Source organism: Bacillus sp. MAG717A, assembly GCF_036884855.1.
GTDB lineage: Bacteria > Bacillota > Bacilli > Bacillales > Bacillaceae > Bacillus > Bacillus safensis.
The window spans coordinates 1,804,092-1,822,226 of record NZ_CP145733.1; the positions used below are offsets into that span (position 1 = coordinate 1,804,092).

General features: G+C 42.4%; 20 protein-coding genes. 19 read left to right on the top strand and 1 reads right to left on the bottom strand.

All coding sequences use genetic code 11. The annotated features are described in order from the left end of the window. Position 1: 1 nt before the first annotated feature. The 9 genes from V6Z54_RS09210 (at position 2) to V6Z54_RS09250 (ending at position 9,844) form a co-directional block, all read left to right on the top strand. On the top strand, positions 2-859 hold the full coding sequence (locus V6Z54_RS09210; protein ID WP_024423748.1) for a class II fructose-bisphosphate aldolase: 858 nt from the start codon (positions 2-4) through the stop codon (positions 857-859). A 111-nt stretch (positions 860-970) separates the two neighbouring features. Further along, complete coding sequence (gene fsa, locus V6Z54_RS09215) at positions 971-1,609, top strand: fructose-6-phosphate aldolase (protein ID WP_024426351.1); 639 nt, start codon at positions 971-973, stop codon at positions 1,607-1,609. 247 nt (positions 1,610-1,856) lie between these two features. After that, complete coding sequence (locus V6Z54_RS09220) at positions 1,857-3,146, top strand: UDP-N-acetylglucosamine 1-carboxyvinyltransferase (RefSeq protein ID WP_338527955.1); 1,290 nt, start codon at positions 1,857-1,859, stop codon at positions 3,144-3,146. A gap of 32 nt (positions 3,147-3,178) precedes the next feature. Next, a complete protein-coding gene (gene glpX, locus V6Z54_RS09225) occupies positions 3,179-4,144 on the top strand; it encodes a class II fructose-bisphosphatase (RefSeq protein ID WP_012011567.1) in 966 nt (321 codons plus the stop codon). Positions 4,145-4,510: 366 nt separating this feature from the next. After that, positions 4,511-5,794, top strand: coding sequence for a transcription termination factor Rho (gene rho, locus V6Z54_RS09230; RefSeq protein ID WP_008354975.1), 1,284 nt, complete (start codon positions 4,511-4,513; stop codon positions 5,792-5,794). Positions 5,795-5,926: 132 nt separating this feature from the next. After that, complete coding sequence (rpmE, locus tag V6Z54_RS09235) at positions 5,927-6,127, top strand: 50S ribosomal protein L31 (protein ID WP_003215407.1); 201 nt, start codon at positions 5,927-5,929, stop codon at positions 6,125-6,127. An 87-nt stretch (positions 6,128-6,214) separates the two neighbouring features. Then, complete coding sequence (locus V6Z54_RS09240) at positions 6,215-6,817, top strand: thymidine kinase (RefSeq protein WP_073978863.1); 603 nt, start codon at positions 6,215-6,217, stop codon at positions 6,815-6,817. A 279-nt stretch (positions 6,818-7,096) separates the two neighbouring features. Beyond that, entirely contained in the window at positions 7,097-8,797 is a 1,701-nt protein-coding gene (malS, locus tag V6Z54_RS09245) for an oxaloacetate-decarboxylating malate dehydrogenase (RefSeq protein ID WP_041087834.1), read from the top strand. 90 nt (positions 8,798-8,887) lie between these two features. After that, a complete protein-coding gene (locus tag V6Z54_RS09250) occupies positions 8,888-9,844 on the top strand; it encodes an AEC family transporter (protein ID WP_041087836.1) in 957 nt (318 codons plus the stop codon). A gap of 35 nt (positions 9,845-9,879) precedes the next feature. Here the strand turns inward: V6Z54_RS09250 and racA are convergent, their stop codons facing one another. Next, positions 9,880-10,428 (bottom strand): chromosome-anchoring protein RacA, encoded by a 549-nt coding sequence (racA, locus tag V6Z54_RS09255; RefSeq protein ID WP_073978865.1) that lies wholly within the window; start codon positions 10,426-10,428, stop codon positions 9,880-9,882. A 210-nt stretch (positions 10,429-10,638) separates the two neighbouring features. Between racA and prfA the strand changes: the two genes are divergently transcribed. The 10 genes from prfA to V6Z54_RS09305 all read left to right on the top strand — a co-directional run bounded on the left by prfA (position 10,639) and on the right by V6Z54_RS09305 (position 17,975). After that, the gene (gene prfA, locus V6Z54_RS09260) at positions 10,639-11,706 is read left to right on the top strand and encodes a peptide chain release factor 1 (protein WP_024423741.1); all 1,068 of its coding nucleotides are present in this window, start codon (positions 10,639-10,641) and stop codon (positions 11,704-11,706) included. Then, positions 11,696-12,580 carry a peptide chain release factor N(5)-glutamine methyltransferase gene (prmC, locus tag V6Z54_RS09265; RefSeq protein WP_041087840.1) on the top strand — a complete coding sequence of 295 codons (885 nt, stop codon included), beginning with the start codon at positions 11,696-11,698 and terminating at the stop codon, positions 12,578-12,580. Before prfA ends, prmC begins: the two co-directional genes overlap by 11 nt. Positions 12,581-12,721: 141 nt before the next feature. Continuing rightward, complete coding sequence (locus V6Z54_RS09270) at positions 12,722-13,201, top strand: hypothetical protein (RefSeq protein WP_047202611.1); 480 nt, start codon at positions 12,722-12,724, stop codon at positions 13,199-13,201. 126 nt (positions 13,202-13,327) lie between these two features. Beyond that, positions 13,328-13,981 (top strand): stage II sporulation protein R, encoded by a 654-nt coding sequence (gene spoIIR / locus V6Z54_RS09275; protein ID WP_024423738.1) that lies wholly within the window; start codon positions 13,328-13,330, stop codon positions 13,979-13,981. Positions 13,982-14,045: 64 nt separating this feature from the next. Continuing rightward, positions 14,046-14,489 carry a general stress acyl- n-acyltransferase gene (locus tag V6Z54_RS09280; RefSeq protein ID WP_075612059.1) on the top strand — a complete coding sequence of 148 codons (444 nt, stop codon included), beginning with the start codon at positions 14,046-14,048 and terminating at the stop codon, positions 14,487-14,489. 161 nt (positions 14,490-14,650) lie between these two features. Beyond that, complete coding sequence (locus tag V6Z54_RS09285) at positions 14,651-15,703, top strand: L-threonylcarbamoyladenylate synthase (RefSeq protein WP_082179317.1); 1,053 nt, start codon at positions 14,651-14,653, stop codon at positions 15,701-15,703. A 60-nt stretch (positions 15,704-15,763) separates the two neighbouring features. After that, positions 15,764-16,318, top strand: coding sequence for a manganese efflux pump (locus V6Z54_RS09290; RefSeq protein ID WP_039182117.1), 555 nt, complete (start codon positions 15,764-15,766; stop codon positions 16,316-16,318). A gap of 63 nt (positions 16,319-16,381) precedes the next feature. Next, entirely contained in the window at positions 16,382-16,840 is a 459-nt protein-coding gene (locus V6Z54_RS09295; protein WP_269102732.1) for a low molecular weight protein arginine phosphatase, read from the top strand. A gap of 133 nt (positions 16,841-16,973) precedes the next feature. Next, the gene (rpiB, locus tag V6Z54_RS09300; RefSeq protein WP_003214714.1) at positions 16,974-17,423 is read left to right on the top strand and encodes a ribose 5-phosphate isomerase B; all 450 of its coding nucleotides are present in this window, start codon (positions 16,974-16,976) and stop codon (positions 17,421-17,423) included. 12 nt (positions 17,424-17,435) lie between these two features. Then, positions 17,436-17,975, top strand: a complete 540-nt coding sequence (locus tag V6Z54_RS09305) for a TIGR01440 family protein (protein WP_039182113.1) — start codon at positions 17,436-17,438, stop codon at positions 17,973-17,975. The last annotated feature ends 160 nt before the right edge of the window (positions 17,976-18,135 follow it).

Consider the following 18,135-nt stretch of genomic DNA (forward strand, 5'->3'; position numbering starts at 1 on the left):
CATGCCTTTAGTTTCAATGACAGAAATGTTGAAAGACGCAAAGGAAAAAGGTTACGCTGTTGGACAGTTTAACTTAAATAACTTAGAATTCACGCAAGCGATTTTACAAGCTGCTGAAGAAGAGAAATCTCCTGTTATCTTGGGAGTATCTGAAGGAGCAGGACGCTACATGGGCGGCTTCAAAACAGTTGTCGCAATGGTTAAAGCGTTAATCGAAGAATATAATGTAACAGTTCCTGTTGCGATTCATTTAGATCACGGTTCAAGCTTTGAATCTTGTGCAAAAGCGATTCATGCAGGATTTACTTCTGTCATGATCGATGCTTCTCACCACCCATTCGATGAAAATGTGGAAACAACTGCGAAAGTCGTTGAACTTGCACATTTCCATGGTGTGTCTGTAGAAGCTGAACTTGGAACTGTTGGTGGGCAAGAAGATGACGTCATCGCTGAGGGCGTTATTTATGCTGATCCAAAAGAGTGCCAAGAGCTTGTAGAACGCACTGGTATTGACTGCCTTGCACCTGCATTAGGTTCAGTACATGGTCCATACAAAGGTGAACCAAACCTTGGTTTCGCTGAAATGGAAGAAATCGGAAAAACAACTGGCCTTCCACTTGTTCTTCACGGCGGAACAGGTATCCCAACTGCTGACATCAAGCGTGCAATTTCACTTGGTACAGCAAAAATCAATGTAAACACTGAAAACCAAATTGCTTCTGCGAAAGCAGTACGCGAAACACTTGCTGCAAAAACAGAAGAGTATGATCCACGTAAATATCTTGGACCAGCTCGTGACGCAATTAAAGCGACTGTTATCGGCAAAATGCGCGAATTTGGTTCTTCTAACCAAGCATAATTTGATGAGAACCGAAAGCCGCCTGAGTCACAGGCGGTTTTCTCCATATCTTGAGAAAGCGCAATCAAATTTACATTTCAGATAATTTATTGATAGGAGAGTGGCACAGTTATGTTATTTTTCGTAGATACAGCGAATATTGAAGACATCAAAGAGGCGCACGAGCTTGGCATTTTAGCAGGCGTCACAACAAACCCTAGTTTAGTAGCGAAAGAAAAGGACGTATCATTCCACGACCGCCTTCGCGAAATCACTGACGTGGTATCAGGTTCTGTCAGTGCAGAAGTGATTTCCCTAAAAGCAGAGGAAATGATTGAAGAAGGAAAAGAGCTTGCTGCTATCGCACCAAATATCACGGTCAAAATTCCAATGACTACAGATGGCCTTAAAGCTGTCAAAGCATTAACAGACCTTGGAATTAAAACAAACGTTACATTGATTTTTAGTGCAAACCAGGCACTTCTTGCAGCTAGAGCTGGTGCGACGTATGTCTCTCCATTCCTCGGCCGCTTAGATGACATTGGCCAAAATGGTCTTGATCTCATCAGCGAAGTAAAAACTATTTTTGATGTTCATGGATTAGATACACAAATCATTGCTGCATCTATTCGTCACCCGCAGCATGTGACAGAAGCTGCGCTTAGAGGTGCTCATATCGGCACAATGCCGCTGAAAGTCATCAAGCAGCTGACGAAACACCCATTAACGGATGCAGGCATTGAGCAATTTTTAGCAGATTGGAATAAATAATTGATTGCGGCAGGCGGGTTCGTCTCTCGTTTGCCGCAGTTTCCCTAATAAACGCTAAGAAATGTTTTGTGCAAAGAAGAGAACATCACAGCCTCGCAAAGCTTCGATTATTTTTCTTCCGACAAATTTCGTTTAACCTGTATTCTTTCTCTTGATATTGGCTAAATTTTGGACAAGACCTTTTAAAGCGCGACATCCACAAACAGTATAACTCCAACAGTGATCTTCTTTAAGAAGGGAGACAAATATGGAAAAGTTAAACATTGCCGGCGGTGATCCCTTGCGCGGGACCGTACATATTAGTGGTGCGAAAAATAGTGCTGTGGCACTGATTCCCGCCACGATTCTCGCTGATTCTCCAGTAACCATTGAAGGCCTTCCGCATATATCAGATATCGACACATTACGAGATCTGTTAGAAGAAATTGGCGGGAAGGTCACTTTTGAAAAAGGTGAAATGGTTGTTAATCCTGCTTCCATGATCAGTATGCCGCTTCCTAATGGAAAAGTGAAAAAACTGCGTGCATCCTATTATTTAATGGGAGCCATGCTGGGAAGATTTAAGCAGGCTGTCATCGGACTGCCAGGAGGATGCCACTTAGGACCTAGGCCGATCGATCAGCATATCAAAGGCTTTGAAGCACTTGGAGCCGAGGTGACAAACGAGCAGGGTGCGATTTATTTGCGCGCTGAAAAATTAGTCGGAGCCCGGATTTATCTTGATGTTGTCAGTGTAGGTGCGACGATCAACATCATGCTGGCAGCCGTACTGGCTGAAGGAAAAACAGTGATTGAAAATGCTGCAAAGGAACCCGAAATTATTGATGTAGCGACACTGCTTACAAGCATGGGAGCCAAAATTAAAGGTGCGGGTACCGATGTCATTCGAATCGAAGGTGTAGAATCCCTTCATGGCTGTAAGCATTCAATCATCCCTGACCGCATCGAAGCAGGAACATTTTTAATAGCTGGTGCAGCGATGGGAGATGAAGTTGTACTTGATAATGTGATCCCAACTCATTTAGAATCAATTACGGCGAAACTTAGAGAAATGGGGTTCACCATTGAAACGAGCAACGATCAGATGCTGATCGTTGGCAGAAACGAAGGACTCAAGCCTGTCGATATCAAAACCCTTGTGTATCCGGGCTTTCCGACTGACCTTCAGCAGCCGATGACGGCGCTGTTAACAAAAGCGAAAGGCACGAGTGTGGTCACAGATACGATCTACTCAGCCCGCTTTAAGCACATTGACGAATTGCGTCGAATGGGTGCAAACATGAAGGTCGAAGGAAGATCTGCTATTATTACCGGACAAACGCAGCTCCAAGGAGCAAAGGTCAAAGCAAGTGATCTGCGTGCAGGCGCTTGTCTTGTTGTCGCAGGGTTAATGGCAGACGGTGTGACCGAAATCACAGGGCTTGAACATATAGACAGAGGATATAGTTTGCTTGAGAAGAAGCTTGAAGGCTTGGGTGCAACCATCTGGCGTGAAAAGCTGAATGACCAAGAAATAGAAGAACTTCAAAATTCATAAGGCTTTGACTGTGAGAGGAGATTTGGACAAAAATGGAAAGAAGTTTATCGATGGAACTAGTACGGGTGACAGAAGCAGCCGCATTAAAATCTGCCCGTTGGATGGGAAGAGGATTAAAAGACGAGGCGGATGATGCTGCAACAAGTGCAATGCGTGATGTATTTGACACTATTCCGATGAAGGGAACAGTGGTCATTGGCGAAGGAGAAATGGACGAAGCACCAATGCTTTATATTGGGGAAAAGCTTGGGAACGGATATGGACCTCGCGTAGATGTCGCTGTTGATCCATTAGAAGGAACAAACATTGTGGCAAGCGGCGGTTGGAATGCCTTAGCTGTCATTGCAGTTGCAGATCATGGCAACCTGCTGAATGCACCTGATATGTACATGGATAAGATCGCAGTAGGTCCAGAAGCGGTAGGCTGCATCGATATTGAAGCGCCTGTCATTGATAATCTTCGCGCTGTTGCAAAAGCGAAAAACAAAGATATTGAAGATGTGGTTGCAACGATTTTAAACAGAGATCGACATGAGAAAATTATTGCTGAACTGAGAGAAGCAGGAGCAAGAATTAAACTGATCGATGATGGTGACGTTGCAGGAGCCATTAATACAGCATTTGATCACACAGGTGTTGATATTCTATTTGGTTCAGGCGGAGCGCCTGAGGGTGTCCTTTCTGCTGTTGCGTTAAAGGCACTTGGTGGTGAAATTCATGGTAAGCTTCTTCCTCAAAGTGAAGAAGAACTAAGACGCTGTGAGAAAATGGGGCTGGATGTTGGTAAAGTCCTCAGAATGGAAGATCTCGTAAAAGGAGATGACGCCATTTTTGCAGCGACAGGTGTAACGGACGGCGAATTACTTAAAGGTGTTCAATTCAAAGGCTCTGTTGGAACAACACATAGTGTTGTCATGCGTGCGAAATCAGGTACGGTTCGTTTCGTAGACGGCAGACACAGCTTAAAGAAAAAACCGAATCTTGTCATTCGTCCGTAATCTGAAAGCGGGTATTCATTACCCGCTTTTCATATAGGTGTCAAATGTATATCATTTTCTTTTAAAAGTTGAATATTCTCTGCAAATGAGGTAAAACTAAAGAGTGCTGCGAAATTTTCTGCGAATTTACTTCTTTTAAGCTTCAACAAGTTTAAATACTGCCGCATCATGACGATATACTCATTATCCTTCTCTATGTTAAAAAAGCTCTATTTCACATTGTTCCTATCTTTCACGATAAAACGAGTGGGAGCGTTACCATGAGAGCGAGGTCATTCCAACAACAACGGAATTAAAAGCTAATCAAATACAATTGGTCATGCATTTGTAAAGAAATACATTGACTGGAAAAGTGTGGTGTCCATATTGAAAGATGTTTCGATTTCATCTTTGGAAAATATGAAATTAAAAGAGCTGTATGAGTTAGCAAAACGATACAAAATCTCTTATTACAGCAAACTAACAAAAAAAGAATTAATTTTTGCCATCTTAAAGGCGAACGCTGAGCAAGAGGATCTCTTATTTATGGAAGGGGTTCTTGAAATTATTCAGTCTGAGGGATTTGGTTTCTTAAGACCGATTAACTACTCCCCAAGTTCTGAAGACATTTATATTTCAGCTTCACAAATCAGACGCTTTGATTTACGAAATGGAGATAAAGTGTCTGGAAAGGTACGACCTCCAAAAGAGAATGAACGCTACTATGGCCTCCTTCATGTAGAAGCGGTAAATGGGGACGACCCAGAATCAGCAAAGGAACGTGTTCACTTTCCTGCACTCACACCGCTATTTCCTGACCGCCAAATGATTCTTGAAACACAGCCTAATCACCTGTCTACTAGAATTATGGATATGATGGCGCCAGTTGGATTTGGACAGCGTGGTTTAATCGTTGCACCGCCTAAGGCTGGGAAAACCATTTTACTTAAAGAAATTGCCAACAGCATTTCTGAAAATCACCCAGAGGCAGAGCTGATTGTCCTTTTGATTGACGAACGCCCAGAAGAAGTAACAGATATCGAACGTTCTGTTGCAGGGGATGTTGTTAGTTCAACCTTTGACGAAGTACCGGAAAACCACATTAAAGTAGCAGAGCTTGTATTAGAGCGTGCCATGCGTCTTGTTGAACATAAAAAAGATGTCATCATCTTAATGGACAGCATCACAAGGCTTGCTCGTGCATACAACCTTGTGATTCCGCCAAGCGGCCGAACGCTTTCAGGCGGTATTGATCCTGCGGCTTTCCATCGTCCAAAACGCTTCTTCGGTGCTGCGCGTAACATTGAAGAAGGCGGAAGCTTGACGATTTTAGCCACTGCACTTGTTGATACAGGATCACGTATGGATGACGTGATTTATGAAGAGTTTAAAGGAACTGGAAACATGGAGCTTCATTTGGACCGTTCTTTGGCCGAAAGAAGAATTTTCCCTGCGATCGACATTCGCCGTTCTGGTACGAGAAAAGAAGAACTGCTTGTACCAAAAGAGCATCTTGATCGTCTATGGGCGATGAGAAAATCGATGTCAGATACACCTGACTTCGCTGAGAAGTTCATGCGCAAAATGAGAAAAACAAAGACAAACCAAGAATTTTTCGATATTTTAACGCAAGAATGGAAACAAGCCAATATGTCTGCATCAAGAAGATAGCTTCCCTGAAAAAATACATTTGCAATCATAGACTCACACTGTTATAATTTTATCATGTGCGTTTCAGAATTTATTTCTGAGATATTAACTCTGTTTCCGAATTGGATTCAGGGCGGAAGGAGATGACAGTAGATGAAAACAGGAATTCATCCTAACTACAAAAAAGCTACAGTCAAATGCGCTTGTGGAAATGAGTTTGAAACTGGATCAGTAAAAGAAGAGGTACGCATCGAGATTTGCTCTGAGTGCCATCCTTTCTATACAGGCCGTCAAAAATTCGCTTCTGCTGATGGACGTGTTGACCGCTTTAACAAAAAATACGGTCTTAAGTAATAATAGATACAATAAACAGGCAGGAATCCGTTCTTGCCTGTTTTTTTACGTGGATTGATGGAACTTTAAAACGGGGGAGAAGACCTTATGTATGTGATGAAACAAAGCGGTTGGCTTGAAGTCATCTGCGGCAGTATGTTTTCTGGAAAGTCGGAAGAATTGATTCGGAGAGCCAAAAGGGCCACCTTTGCCAAACAAGAAGTAAAAATATTCAAACCAGCGATTGATAACCGATATAGTACAAGCTCAGTTGTGTCACATAACGGTTCATCATTAGATGGGATTGCAGTAGCCTCACCAAAAGACATAATAACGCACATATCAGAAAGAACCGATGTCATTGGCATTGATGAGGTGCAATTTTTTGATGAGACAATCATTGACATTGTCACTCAATTGGCTGACCAAGGCTACCGAGTCATTGTTGCAGGCCTGGATCAAGACTTCAGAGGAGAGCCATTTGGTGTTGTTCCGCATTTAATGGCATGTGCAGAGCTTGTAACAAAACTTCAAGCAGTTTGTTCGGTATGCGGCTCCCCAGCGAGTAGAACACAACGCTTGATCGACGGTAAACCCGCATCCTATGATGATCCTATTATTTTAGTAGGTGCGCAGGAATCATACGAAGCACGATGCAGACATCACCATGAAGTACCAAGACTTGATGTTGGTACAACACTTGACAATTAAAAAAATAGCAAATGCCGCTGTGTTTCGTTTTTCGAGATTTTGGCTGAACACCCATCATTTGTACTTAAATAAATTAAATAACACTACGATTAAATTATCTAATTTTCAACGCTTGCGTTTTGTTATAAGCAGGCATAAAATGACTAACTGTAGTGTAAAGCATTTTAACGAAAAGTTCGATTTCTTGTCATAATTTTTTTGATTAAGGATTTTTCTCCTTAATCGTTCTTTGGATTAATAGTTCACTTTATTTATATTTTAGAAAGAGGGTAGTTTTTGATGAACAACGTGAAGAAAACAAAAGAAGGGTACCTCGAAACCACTTTGACAGGTAAAGACGTATTATCTATTCCAACGTTGAACAAAGGCGTTGCTTTCTCTGAAGAAGAAAGACAAGAGCTTGGACTAGAAGGCTTACTTCCTCCAACGGTTCTCACTTTAGAACAGCAAGCAGAAAGAGCGTACAAGCAATTTCTAGCTCAGCCGGATCGTCTTCGTCAAAACGTATACTTAAGTGATTTACAAAACCGTAACGAAGTATTGTTCTACAAGCTTCTAACAGAAAAGCTTCGTGAAATGCTTCCTGTTGTGTACACACCAACTGTTGGTGAAGCGATTCAAGAATACAGCCATGAATACAGAAGACCTCATGGTGTCTATCTTTCAATCGACGACATTGACGGCATCGAGAAAGCATTTGAAAACTTGCACGCAACTGCTGGAGATATTGACCTCATCGTTGCAACTGACTCTGAGAGTATTCTTGGAATTGGTGACTGGGGTGTTGGTGGTATCAACATCGCAATCGGTAAATTAGCTGTTTACACGGCTGCAGCAGGTATTGATCCTAGCCGCGTGATTCCAGTTGTATTAGATGTTGGAACAAACAATGAAAAATTATTGAATGACCCATTATACATCGGGAACCACCACAAACGTGTACAAGGTGAAAAATACGAAGAATTCATTGATGCTTATGTAAAAGCAGCACTTAAATTCTTCCCGAAAGCATTGCTACACTGGGAAGACCTTGGAAACAAAAATGCGCGTAACATCATGAAAAAATACAATGATAACATCTTAACGTTCAACGATGATATTCAAGGTACTGGTGCCATTACTTTAGCGGGTGTGCTTGCAGCTGTCAAGAAAACTGGTACTCAATTGAAAGATCACCGTGTTGTCATCTTCGGGGCTGGATCAGCTGGTATCGGAATCGCAGATCAAATGCGTGACACAATGGTTCTTGAAGGTTTAACAGAAGAAGAAGCAAACAATGCATTCTGGACTTTAGACTACAGAGGATTGCTAACAGATCAATTTGAAGATGAAGTGCTTGATTTCCAAAAACCATACCTTCGTACTTCTGATGAAGTAGAAGGCTGGGCACGCGATGAAAAAGGACAAATCTCATTTGCAGAAACTGTTCGCCAAGTGAAGCCGACAATCCTTATCGGTACATCAGGTCAAGGCGGCGCATTCACTGAAGAAATCATTAAAGAAATGGCAGCTCATACAGAGCGTCCAGTGATCATGCCAATGTCTAACCCAACACCGCTTGCTGAAGCAGTGCCAGAAGATCTATTCAAATGGACAGACGGCCGTGCACTTGTTGCAACAGGAAGCCCGTTCGAAAACGTTGAGTATAATGGAATCGAACATGAAATCGGACAATCAAACAATGCGTTCGTTTTCCCTGGACTTGGTCTTGGTTCAATCGTAACAGAATCAAAAATCATCACAAAAGGCATGTTCGTTGCTTCTGCGAATGCAATTGCTGAAATGGTTGATCATGATAAACCAGGTGCTGGTCTTCTTCCAAGTATTGATAAATTGCAAGAAGTGTCAATTCATGTGGCTGTTGAAGTAGCGAAAGCAGCAATTGAAGATGGTGTCGCAAGAAAAACGCCTGACAACATCGAACAAGCTGTGAAAGACGCAATGTGGATTCCTGAATATAAAAAAATTGTAAGAGCATAATAAAATGTGTAACGCGGCATTGCTTCGGGTAATCTAAGCAATGCCGCAATAAATAAGAAACATGTAAAGGATTTAAGGAGGAATAGTAAGATGGACTTTTTAAATATTTTGATCCTCCTAGCACCGATTTTTTTCGTTATCGCGCTGGGTTGGTTCGCAGGACACTTCGGCAGCTATGACGCTAAATCTGCAAAAGGTGTAAGTACACTTGTTACAAAGTATGCTTTACCAGCGCACTTTATCGCCAGTATTCTGTCAACACCAAAAGATAAATTCTATAGTCAAATTCCATTTTTCATTGCATTGATTTTCGGAATCGTTGGTTTTTATATCATTATCCTTTTAGTTACGAAATTTGCTTTTAAATATGATTTAACAGATTCTTCTGTTTTCTCGTTAAACTCAGCACAACCGACCTTTGCATTTATGGGGATTCCGGTCTTGGGCAGTTTATTTGGAGCTCAAGAGGTTGCAATTCCGATTGCGATTACCGGAATAGTTGTAAATGCACTGCTTGATCCAATTGCAATTATTGTGTCAACTGTCGGTGAAAAAACAAAAGGGAAAACAAAAGACGGCGAAAGCTTCCTAAAAATGACGACAAAAGCGATTTTGCACGGTTTATCAGAGCCGCTTGCTCTTGCACCGTTAGCCAGTATCATTCTTGTTCTTTTAGGATTTAAACTTCCTGCAATTGGACACGAAATGTTAGAGGAAATTGGCAGCGTTACATCAGGGGTTGCGCTATTCGCAGTCGGTGTCACTGTTGGTATCCGCAAAATTAAATTAAGCTTGCCAGCCTTCAGTATTGCATTGCTAAAAGTAGCTGTACAACCAATACTTATGTATTTTATTGCTGTTCTTATGGGTCTTTCGGCTGATGAAATTACAAAAGCTGTATTACTTGTAGCCTTCCCAGGTTCAGCTGTTGCAGCGATGATCGCAACACGATTTGAAAAACAAGAGGCGGAAACTGCATCCGCATTTGTCATCAGTGCCATCATGTCACTCATCACATTACCGATCATTATTGCACTTACCGTATAATATAGTAAAAAGGCTGCCTATCGAGGCAGCCTTTCTTAGCGAATTGAATGAAACAGAGGGAAGAGTACACGCTTTTTTTTGATATCAGGGTGTGCGGTTTCCTTTTTTTCTTCTACTTGTGACGGTTGTTTCAAGGTTGCGGCGAGGCGGTCAAATTTTGTGGATAAATCTTCAATTTCTCTGCGGTGCTGAAGCAGCTGATACGATACACCTTCATCTGCTTTTTTAGCCAATTTCTGTTCAAGTTCTTGCAGTCGGTCTTCTACATCAGTGACGTGTAATTGCTGCTGAATGAGCTCTTTTACTTGTTTTTCTAATGCTTCAATCCGCTGTATGGAGACATCAGCTTCGGCAGCAGGTGCTGCTTGACGAACGGTTTCCTTATGGATTGGCAGTTGAATATCTTGGAGGATCACACCTTCACTCATTTGGTGTTTGACCTCTTTGAGCAGCTGTACAATATCTTCATGAAATTCATAATGTCCAAGTTCATTCCGGGCGACAGGGATGTTGAGCTGTTTGACCCAACGCTGAATCGTCTTTGAAGAAACACCAAGTTCCTTTGCAACCTCATTTGTATTCAAACCAAATGCCCTCCCTTTTTTCAATTACAAGTACCATTCTCTTTAAGGAGGACCTGTTCCTTCACGTTAGACAAAACAAGTAACCAATCGCCAAAGATCGTGTTTTATAGCGAAAAATTGCAGAAAATCAATTGTTTTGGAAATTTTTTTGACTGTCATACCCCGCTATACTATAATTAGACTGTTACGCACAAAACAGAGGTGAAGACCATGTTAGACCGTTTAAAATCAATTGAAGAACGCTATGAAAAGCTAAATGAATATTTAAGTGACCCTGAAGTGGTGAACGACCCTAAGAAGCTTCGTGAATATTCGAAAGAACAATCCGATATTCAAGAAACTGTTGAGGTATATAGACAATATCGTGCGGCTTACGACCAGCTGAATGATGCGAAAGCAATGCTCGAAGAGAAGCTGGATGCCGAGATGCGCGACATGGTCAAAGAAGAAATTTCAGAGCTCACAGAGGAAACTGAACGTTTAGAAGACGAGCTGAAAATCTTGCTGATCCCGAAAGATCCGAATGACGATAAGAACGTTATTGTGGAGGTTCGTGGTGCAGCGGGTGGAGAAGAGGCTGCTCTTTTTGCGGGAAACCTTTACCGTATGTATAGCCGCTATGCTGAAATGCAGGGCTGGAAAACGGAAGTCATGGAAGCAAGTGTCACTGGCACAGGCGGTTATAAAGAAATTATCTTTATGATCAGCGGGAAAGGCGCATACTCCAAACTAAAGTTTGAAAATGGTGCTCACCGCGTGCAGCGTGTTCCAGAAACAGAATCGGGCGGACGGATTCATACATCCACTGCGACAGTCGCTGTATTACCTGAGGCTGAGGAAGTTGAAATTGATATTCATGAAAAAGACATCCGTGTGGATACATTTGCATCAAGCGGACCTGGCGGACAAAGTGTCAATACAACGATGTCAGCTGTTCGATTAACTCACCTTCCAACAGGTGTTGTTGTGTCCTGTCAGGATGAGAAATCACAAATTAAAAACAAAGAAAAAGCCATGAAAGTACTGCGTGCGAGAATTTATGATAAATTCCAGCGTGAAGCACAGGCCGAATACGATCAAACACGTAAATCTGCGGTTGGAACAGGGGATCGTTCAGAGCGTATCCGTACGTACAACTTTCCGCAAAACCGTGTAACAGACCACCGCATCGGATTGACGATTCAAAAGCTTGATCAAATTTTAGAAGGAAAACTTGACGAGGTCATTGATGCACTAATCATGGAAGACCAAGCAAGAAAGCTTCAAGATGCAAAATAATCAGCGAACAATCTTCGAAGCCCTTAAATGGGCTTCTTCTTTGTTAACGGAAGCCGGAAGAGACCAAAATGCAGCAGAACTCCTGTTGATGCATGTGCTCGGCTGGAGCAGAAGTGAGCTTCTTGCACGATTTCATGATGCGCTGCCTGAGGAGCAAGATCACCTGTTCAGCAAATTTGTGACGCAGCATAAGGCTGGTGTTCCTGTTCAGCATTTAACGGGTGTTGAATTTTTTTACGGACGTCCCTTCGAGGTGAGCAAGCATGTTCTTATTCCTCGTCCTGAAACGGAAGAAGTTGTTCTGGCGGCGCTCAATTTGGTAGGTGACGTTTTCCCGCCCGATCAGCCGCTCAAAGCAGTTGACGTTGGCACAGGAAGCGGAGCCATTGCAATTACGCTCGCTCTTGAAAAAAAATCACTATCTGTCACAGCGACTGATATCTCACATGAAGCACTTGCGGTAGCTAAACGGAATCAACAAGCGCTCGGGGCAGACGTTCATTTTTTACATGGAGATTTACTTGAACCGGTTATAGCTCAAGGCATCAAAGTAGATGTATTTATTTCCAATCCACCCTACATTGCGGCGGAAGAAATGGACAGTCTGTCTGAGGTGGTGACGAAGCATGAACCGGTAAATGCGCTGACGGATGGACGTGATGGCTTGTGGTTTTATAAGCGCCTTGTTCGTGATCTTCACAGCGTGCTGAGTGAGCAGGCAGTTGTTGTCTTTGAAATTGGACATACGCAAGGTCAAGAAGTCACAGCGCTTCTCGTGCAGGCATTTCCTAAAGCGCATGTTTACATCGTTAAAGATATTAATGGAAAAGATCGAGCTGTTTGCGCTCACATTCAAAACGGAAAGTCCGGCTGAATATAGCCGGACTATTTTATTATGTAAAGATGAAACTTATGGTAAAAGAGAAACGTATATATAGAAGAATGAACATTCTGATCATGATTTTTTACATAAATTTGTTTTGAAGGAGCGAATGGTGTGAACAAAAGGTATGCGATGGTGTTGGTCATCGTCAGTGTACTATTGATTGTGAGTGCTTGTGGTAAACCGAGCTTTAAAAAAGAGGCAGCAGCATTTGGAGAAAGCTATAAAAAAGCACAATACACAGTGAATCGAACGGATGACCTATCTGACATGAAAGAGAAGCTGAAGGTTTATTTAACCGAACACGAATATCAAGAATATACACAAGACAGCATGTTCCCGAGCATATTAGAAGCGGCGAAGGATCAAGATTGTCAAATTAAACTGAAGAAAATTATGTTTACGCCTTCAGATGAAAGCGATGACAGAATTGAATTTAACTATGAAATGGTGATCCAATTTATCGATCAAAAAGGAAAGGTAAAAAAAGAAATCAAGAAAAAAGGGGCCATGACTGTTATTAAAACAGAATCTGGGTTAAAAATCAGCCGAGATTGGGATGGGAGACTGTACCCTTCTGACTACCAATCCTCACTCAAAAGTCGTTCTTAAAGAGAACGGCTTTTTTGTTTTGACTCATAATCTATTAAAAAAATAATTATGTTGACTGTTTATGAGATGAGTTTCCTGGACACAATGTTTGTAGCGAAGAGAAAAAGTGGGGGGGAACACACAATGTTGAAAAGTAAAACGATGATTTGTCTTTATATGTTTCTATTATTATGCGGTGCTTTTGCAAACCTTGGCAGAGAGGAGACAGCGGCTGCTTCTGCAAATCAGCCTGTTGTCATACCAGATGAAGCAATTCGATTACGCATTTTAGCAAATAGTGATCGTTCAGCGGATCAGGATGTGAAAAGAAGTATTCGTGACGAGGTCAATGCGAATATGACGGAGTGGGTCAAAGACCTCACATCCATTGAAGAAGCAAGACGTGTCATTCGATCAAAGCTGCCAGAAATCAATCGTATCGCCAAAGCGAAATTGAAGGAACAGCACATTGATCAATCCGTATCGGTCAGTTTTCAAAAAGCTTCATTTCCAACAAAGCTCTATGGAAATTTCGTCTACCCTGCTGGGAAATATGAAGCCATTTTAATTACACTTGGAGAAGGAGACGGAGCTAACTGGTGGTGTGTGTTATTCCCGCCGCTCTGCTTTATCGATTTTTCAAACGGAGAAGCCATTGCCTCACCAGAAGGCGATGATGATAAACAAGTGACAGCGCAGCAAACGAAAGAGTCTGTCAATGAAGTGGTGAAAGAAGAGGAAGAAGAGACAGGTGAAGTGAAGTTCTTTTTGTTCGAATGGGTCTCTAGTCTTTTCTCTTAAAAAAGGTATAAATCGGTTTTTGCCTCATAGAGTTGAAGTAAGAGATCAAAAAAGAGGTGAAAGCATGTATTATCAATTAAGAATAGCCACAGAGGAAGATGTCCCGGCGATCAATGCTTTTCTTGAAAAGGGACAAGCAAAAGGCGGAGTAACGCTTGCAGAGCGAACGACATTTGTCGTGATGGAAGATGCGGATGGTCAGCTGGCAGGCTGCTTAGGTCTTGAACAGCTCAATGAACAAGAGGGATTGCTGCGGTCTCTTGTCATATCAGATAAGCTCGGTCAGGGGCACATTGTCTCCTTGTTCCAAAGCGTTCAAACGCTCGGAGAAAAAATAGGTGTGGATACTTTTTATGTCGTTGCAAACCATTCCTCTTCCCATGATTTTTTGGCATTAATGGGCTTTGCGCCTTTAGAAGAAATCCCAGAAAGCATATGGAGCTCTGCACATGCAAAAGAGACATTGGGGAAAGAACAGGCTGTGGTCCTGCAAAAAAAAGGTAGTTAATCACAGAATGATGGACTTATACACATACTTATCCACTACAAAACAAGCGTTATCCACAAATTGTGGACAACGCTTGTTTTATTGATCATCATCTTTTATACTTTCAAAAGGATAATTGAGATATATCAACAGTTTTATCTTTTTTAAAAGGAGTTTGTATGATGTTAAATACAAAAAGGTGGTCTGTGGATTTAGAAAAGGATTTATCCACATACTATCCACAAATTAAACAGGCGGCCGATCTGCTGCAGCAAAATGAAGTGGTTGCTTTCCCGACAGAGACCGTTTACGGACTCGGGGCAAATGCGAAAGAGACAGAAGCCGTGATGAAAATTTATGAAGCGAAAGGGCGTCCGAGTGATAATCCGTTGATTGTTCACATTGCGGAAGTTCAGCAGCTTCACGAATTTGCACAAATAGAAAGCGAAAAAGCGAAGGCGCTGATGGATGCCTTTTGGCCGGGCGCCTTAACCATCGTTCTTCCGTGTAAGCCAGGCACTTTATCCAAGCAGGTTACAGCAGGTTTATCCACAGTAGGTGTGAGAATGCCTGACCATCCCATTGCGCTTGAGCTCATCCGAGCAGCTGGTCTGCCAATTGCTGCACCAAGTGCGAACCGTTCAGGGAAACCTTCACCAACACAAGCTGACCATGTAGCGAGTGACCTCGAAGGAAGAATCGCTGGAATTGTGGATGGCGGTTCAACTGGAATTGGGGTTGAGTCAACCGTTGTATCTTGTGTCGGTGAGATCCCAGTGATTTTAAGACCGGGCGGAATTACAAAAGAAGCATTAGAAGAGGTCGTGGGGACGGTGAGTGTGGATCCAGGGCTGACAAAAAAGGACGAGGCGCCTGTATCGCCAGGTATGAAATACACACACTATGCACCTGAAGCCCAAATGTATATCTTTCATGGAAGTGATGAAGACATGCAGCGGCACATTCAGAAATACAAAGCTGAAGGTCTAAAAGTCGGAGTACTGACAACAGAAGAAAAGAAATCGCTTTTTGCGGCAGATGTTGTGTACAGCTGTGGATGGAGAGAAAAACCTGAAACGGTTGCTGCAAACCTCTATCGTGTACTGAGACAATTTGATGAAACGGATGTAGACTTGATTATTTCTGAAGCCTTTTCAGAGCAGGGAGTTGGTTCTGCCATTATGAACCGTCTGCAAAAAGCCGCAGGAGGGCGTACACTCCCTTCGTTCCAATAGTTCTAACCTTTCTTGGACAAACATAGGTTAAAGGAGAATGTGTGTCCAAGGGGGATTTACATGAACGAACTAGCTGGCGAATTGCTGACGCTCAGCATCATGGCTTTTGCACTTGGAATGGATGCTTTTTCGGTTGGACTTGGTATGGGGATGATTCAGCTGAGGTTCCGCCAGATCATTTATATTGGACTTGTTATTGGGATATTTCATATGTTTATGCCGCTTTTTGGTATGCTGACAGGTCAGCTCTTATCCGGATGGCTCGGTCTTCTTGCCACCTATATTGGCGGGGCGCTGCTTTTGGTGCTGGGACTACAAATGATCGTTGCTTCTATCCGCAAAGAGGATAAGCCCTTTATCGCACCTGTTGGGACTGGTCTCGTTCTTTTTGCTACAAGTGTCAGCCTAGACAGCTTCTCTGTTGGTTTAAGCCTCGGGATTTACGGTTCCCAGGTGTGGATGACTATATTATTGTTTGGTTTTTTTAGTATGCTTCTCACATGGCTCGGATTATTACTCGGTAAACAGGTTCGGTCATGGGTGGGTTCATATAGCGGCGCGCTTGGCGGAATCATTTTACTAGCCTTTGGTATTAAATTATTATTTCCGCTCTAGCGAGTCTCCTTACATAACATGTAGAATGAAATGCTATATAATAGAAGAAAAGGAGGGCGAAAGATGAAAATCTTATTTGTTTGTACGGGAAATACATGCAGAAGTCCAATGGCTCAAGCCCTTTTTGCTTCAATTGCCGATGAAAAAGGTTTAGAGGTCACTGTAAAATCCGCAGGGATTTTCGCCACCGATGAAGGGAAGGCTTCTCCTCAAGCGATCGAAGCATTATTTGAGAAAAGCATTCCACTGAATCACTCATCATCAAAATTGACAGAGGAGCTTCTGCGCGAAGCTCATTACGTCTTCACGATGACTATGCAGCATAAACAGTTGATTACTGAGCAATATGCGTATGCAAAAGGCAAGGTCTTTACTTTAAAGGAATTTGCGACAGGAACAGAAGGCGATGTATCCGACCCGTTTGGAGGAAGTCTTTCTGTTTATCAGGAAACTCGTGATGAACTTGAAGCCTTACTGTATCAGCTCGCTGAGAAATTGAAAAAAGATCATCATCATAGATAACCTGTAAAACCGTTGCGTCAACGGTTTTTCTGCTTTTGTTTGCAAATCACTAGGCAGAGGTTAAAATATAACTGTAAATAAAGAATGAATGTAAGACATAACAGATCAACTCACCCTTAGGAGGAATTGCCCGATGAAAGTAGCCATTGCATCCGATCACGGCGGAACGAATATTCGTGAAGAAATCAAACAACTGATGGATGAATTGAAGATCGAATACATTGATATGGGTTGTGAATGCGGATCAGGTTCTGTAGACTACCCAGATTATGCATTCCCAGTAGCCAATATGGTGGCAAACGGAGAAGTCGACCGCGGCATTTTAATTTGCGGGACAGGCATCGGCATGAGCATCTCGGCAAATAAAGTAAAAGGAATTCGCTGTGCATTAGCACATGATACATTTAGTGCAAAAGCAACTAGAGAACATAATGATACGAACGTTCTTGCAATGGGAGAGCGAGTGATTGGACCAGGATTAGCACGTGAGATTGCGCATATTTGGCTGACAACAGAGTTTACAGCAGGACGCCATGCTGTGCGGATTGGCAAAATTGCTGATTACGAAGAAAAGCACCTATAAGGAGCGCTTAATATGAACATTGGTCAAGATTGGCTTGAAATGTTAAAAGAGTTTCATCAAACAGTTGAATTGCGTGCCGGGCAAATTTTAGTCATTGGCTGCAGTACGTCAGAAGTGGCTGGTGAGCATATTGGTACTGCAGGAAGTGAGCAAATTGCTGCGTCCATCTATCAAGAATTGGATCAGTTAAGACGAGAGACCGGCATTGAGCTCGCCTTTCAATGCTGTGAGCATCTCAATCGTGCCCTAGTCGTTGAAGAAGAAGTGGCTTTCCGTTTTAACTTGGAGATTGTAGCTGCAGTACCTGTCCGTAAAGCGGGTGGTTCGATGGCGGCTCATGCGTATCAGCAAATGGAACATCCTGTATTAGTCGAATCCATTGAGGCTCATGCTGGAATTGATATCGGCGATACGTTAATTGGGATGCACTTAAAGAGAGTCGCTGTACCTGTCCGTCTCAGCCGTCATCAATTAGGACATGCACATGTGACTTTTGCGAAAACACGTCCGAAGCTGATTGGCGGAGAACGAGCGGTTTATACAAGATCATAGCTTCGATATATTTCTAATATATGTTGAATGATGAAGACGCTTTACCACTTAAATATTCGGGTTTTCATAAAAAAGAAGTCGATTTTCCAAAAAAAACTTTTACATTTTACTCAAAAACCGTGTACAATGAGATGGTGAAAACATCGAATGGAAATAGATT

What these genes read in the sequence shown, in the direction of transcription:
- V6Z54_RS09210 (WP_024423748.1), top strand. Translation starts at nt 2, where the DNA reads ATGCCTTTAGTTTCAATGACAGAAATGTTGAAAGACGCAAAGGAAAAA.
- fsa (WP_024426351.1), top strand. Translation starts at nt 971, where the DNA reads ATGTTATTTTTCGTAGATACAGCGAATATTGAAGACATCAAAGAGGCG.
- V6Z54_RS09220 (WP_338527955.1), top strand. Translation starts at nt 1,857, where the DNA reads ATGGAAAAGTTAAACATTGCCGGCGGTGATCCCTTGCGCGGGACCGTA.
- glpX (WP_012011567.1), top strand. Translation starts at nt 3,179, where the DNA reads ATGGAAAGAAGTTTATCGATGGAACTAGTACGGGTGACAGAAGCAGCC.
- rpmE (WP_003215407.1), top strand. Translation starts at nt 5,927, where the DNA reads ATGAAAACAGGAATTCATCCTAACTACAAAAAAGCTACAGTCAAATGC.
- V6Z54_RS09240 (WP_073978863.1), top strand. Translation starts at nt 6,215, where the DNA reads ATGTATGTGATGAAACAAAGCGGTTGGCTTGAAGTCATCTGCGGCAGT.
- malS (WP_041087834.1), top strand. Translation starts at nt 7,097, where the DNA reads ATGAACAACGTGAAGAAAACAAAAGAAGGGTACCTCGAAACCACTTTG.
- V6Z54_RS09250 (WP_041087836.1), top strand. Translation starts at nt 8,888, where the DNA reads ATGGACTTTTTAAATATTTTGATCCTCCTAGCACCGATTTTTTTCGTT.
- prfA (WP_024423741.1), top strand. Translation starts at nt 10,639, where the DNA reads ATGTTAGACCGTTTAAAATCAATTGAAGAACGCTATGAAAAGCTAAAT.
- prmC (WP_041087840.1), top strand. Translation starts at nt 11,696, where the DNA reads ATGCAAAATAATCAGCGAACAATCTTCGAAGCCCTTAAATGGGCTTCT.
- V6Z54_RS09270 (WP_047202611.1), top strand. Translation starts at nt 12,722, where the DNA reads ATGGTGTTGGTCATCGTCAGTGTACTATTGATTGTGAGTGCTTGTGGT.
- V6Z54_RS09280 (WP_075612059.1), top strand. Translation starts at nt 14,046, where the DNA reads ATGTATTATCAATTAAGAATAGCCACAGAGGAAGATGTCCCGGCGATC.
- V6Z54_RS09285 (WP_082179317.1), top strand. Translation starts at nt 14,651, where the DNA reads ATGTTAAATACAAAAAGGTGGTCTGTGGATTTAGAAAAGGATTTATCC.
- V6Z54_RS09290 (WP_039182117.1), top strand. Translation starts at nt 15,764, where the DNA reads ATGAACGAACTAGCTGGCGAATTGCTGACGCTCAGCATCATGGCTTTT.
- V6Z54_RS09295 (WP_269102732.1), top strand. Translation starts at nt 16,382, where the DNA reads ATGAAAATCTTATTTGTTTGTACGGGAAATACATGCAGAAGTCCAATG.
- rpiB (WP_003214714.1), top strand. Translation starts at nt 16,974, where the DNA reads ATGAAAGTAGCCATTGCATCCGATCACGGCGGAACGAATATTCGTGAA.
- V6Z54_RS09305 (WP_039182113.1), top strand. Translation starts at nt 17,436, where the DNA reads ATGAACATTGGTCAAGATTGGCTTGAAATGTTAAAAGAGTTTCATCAA.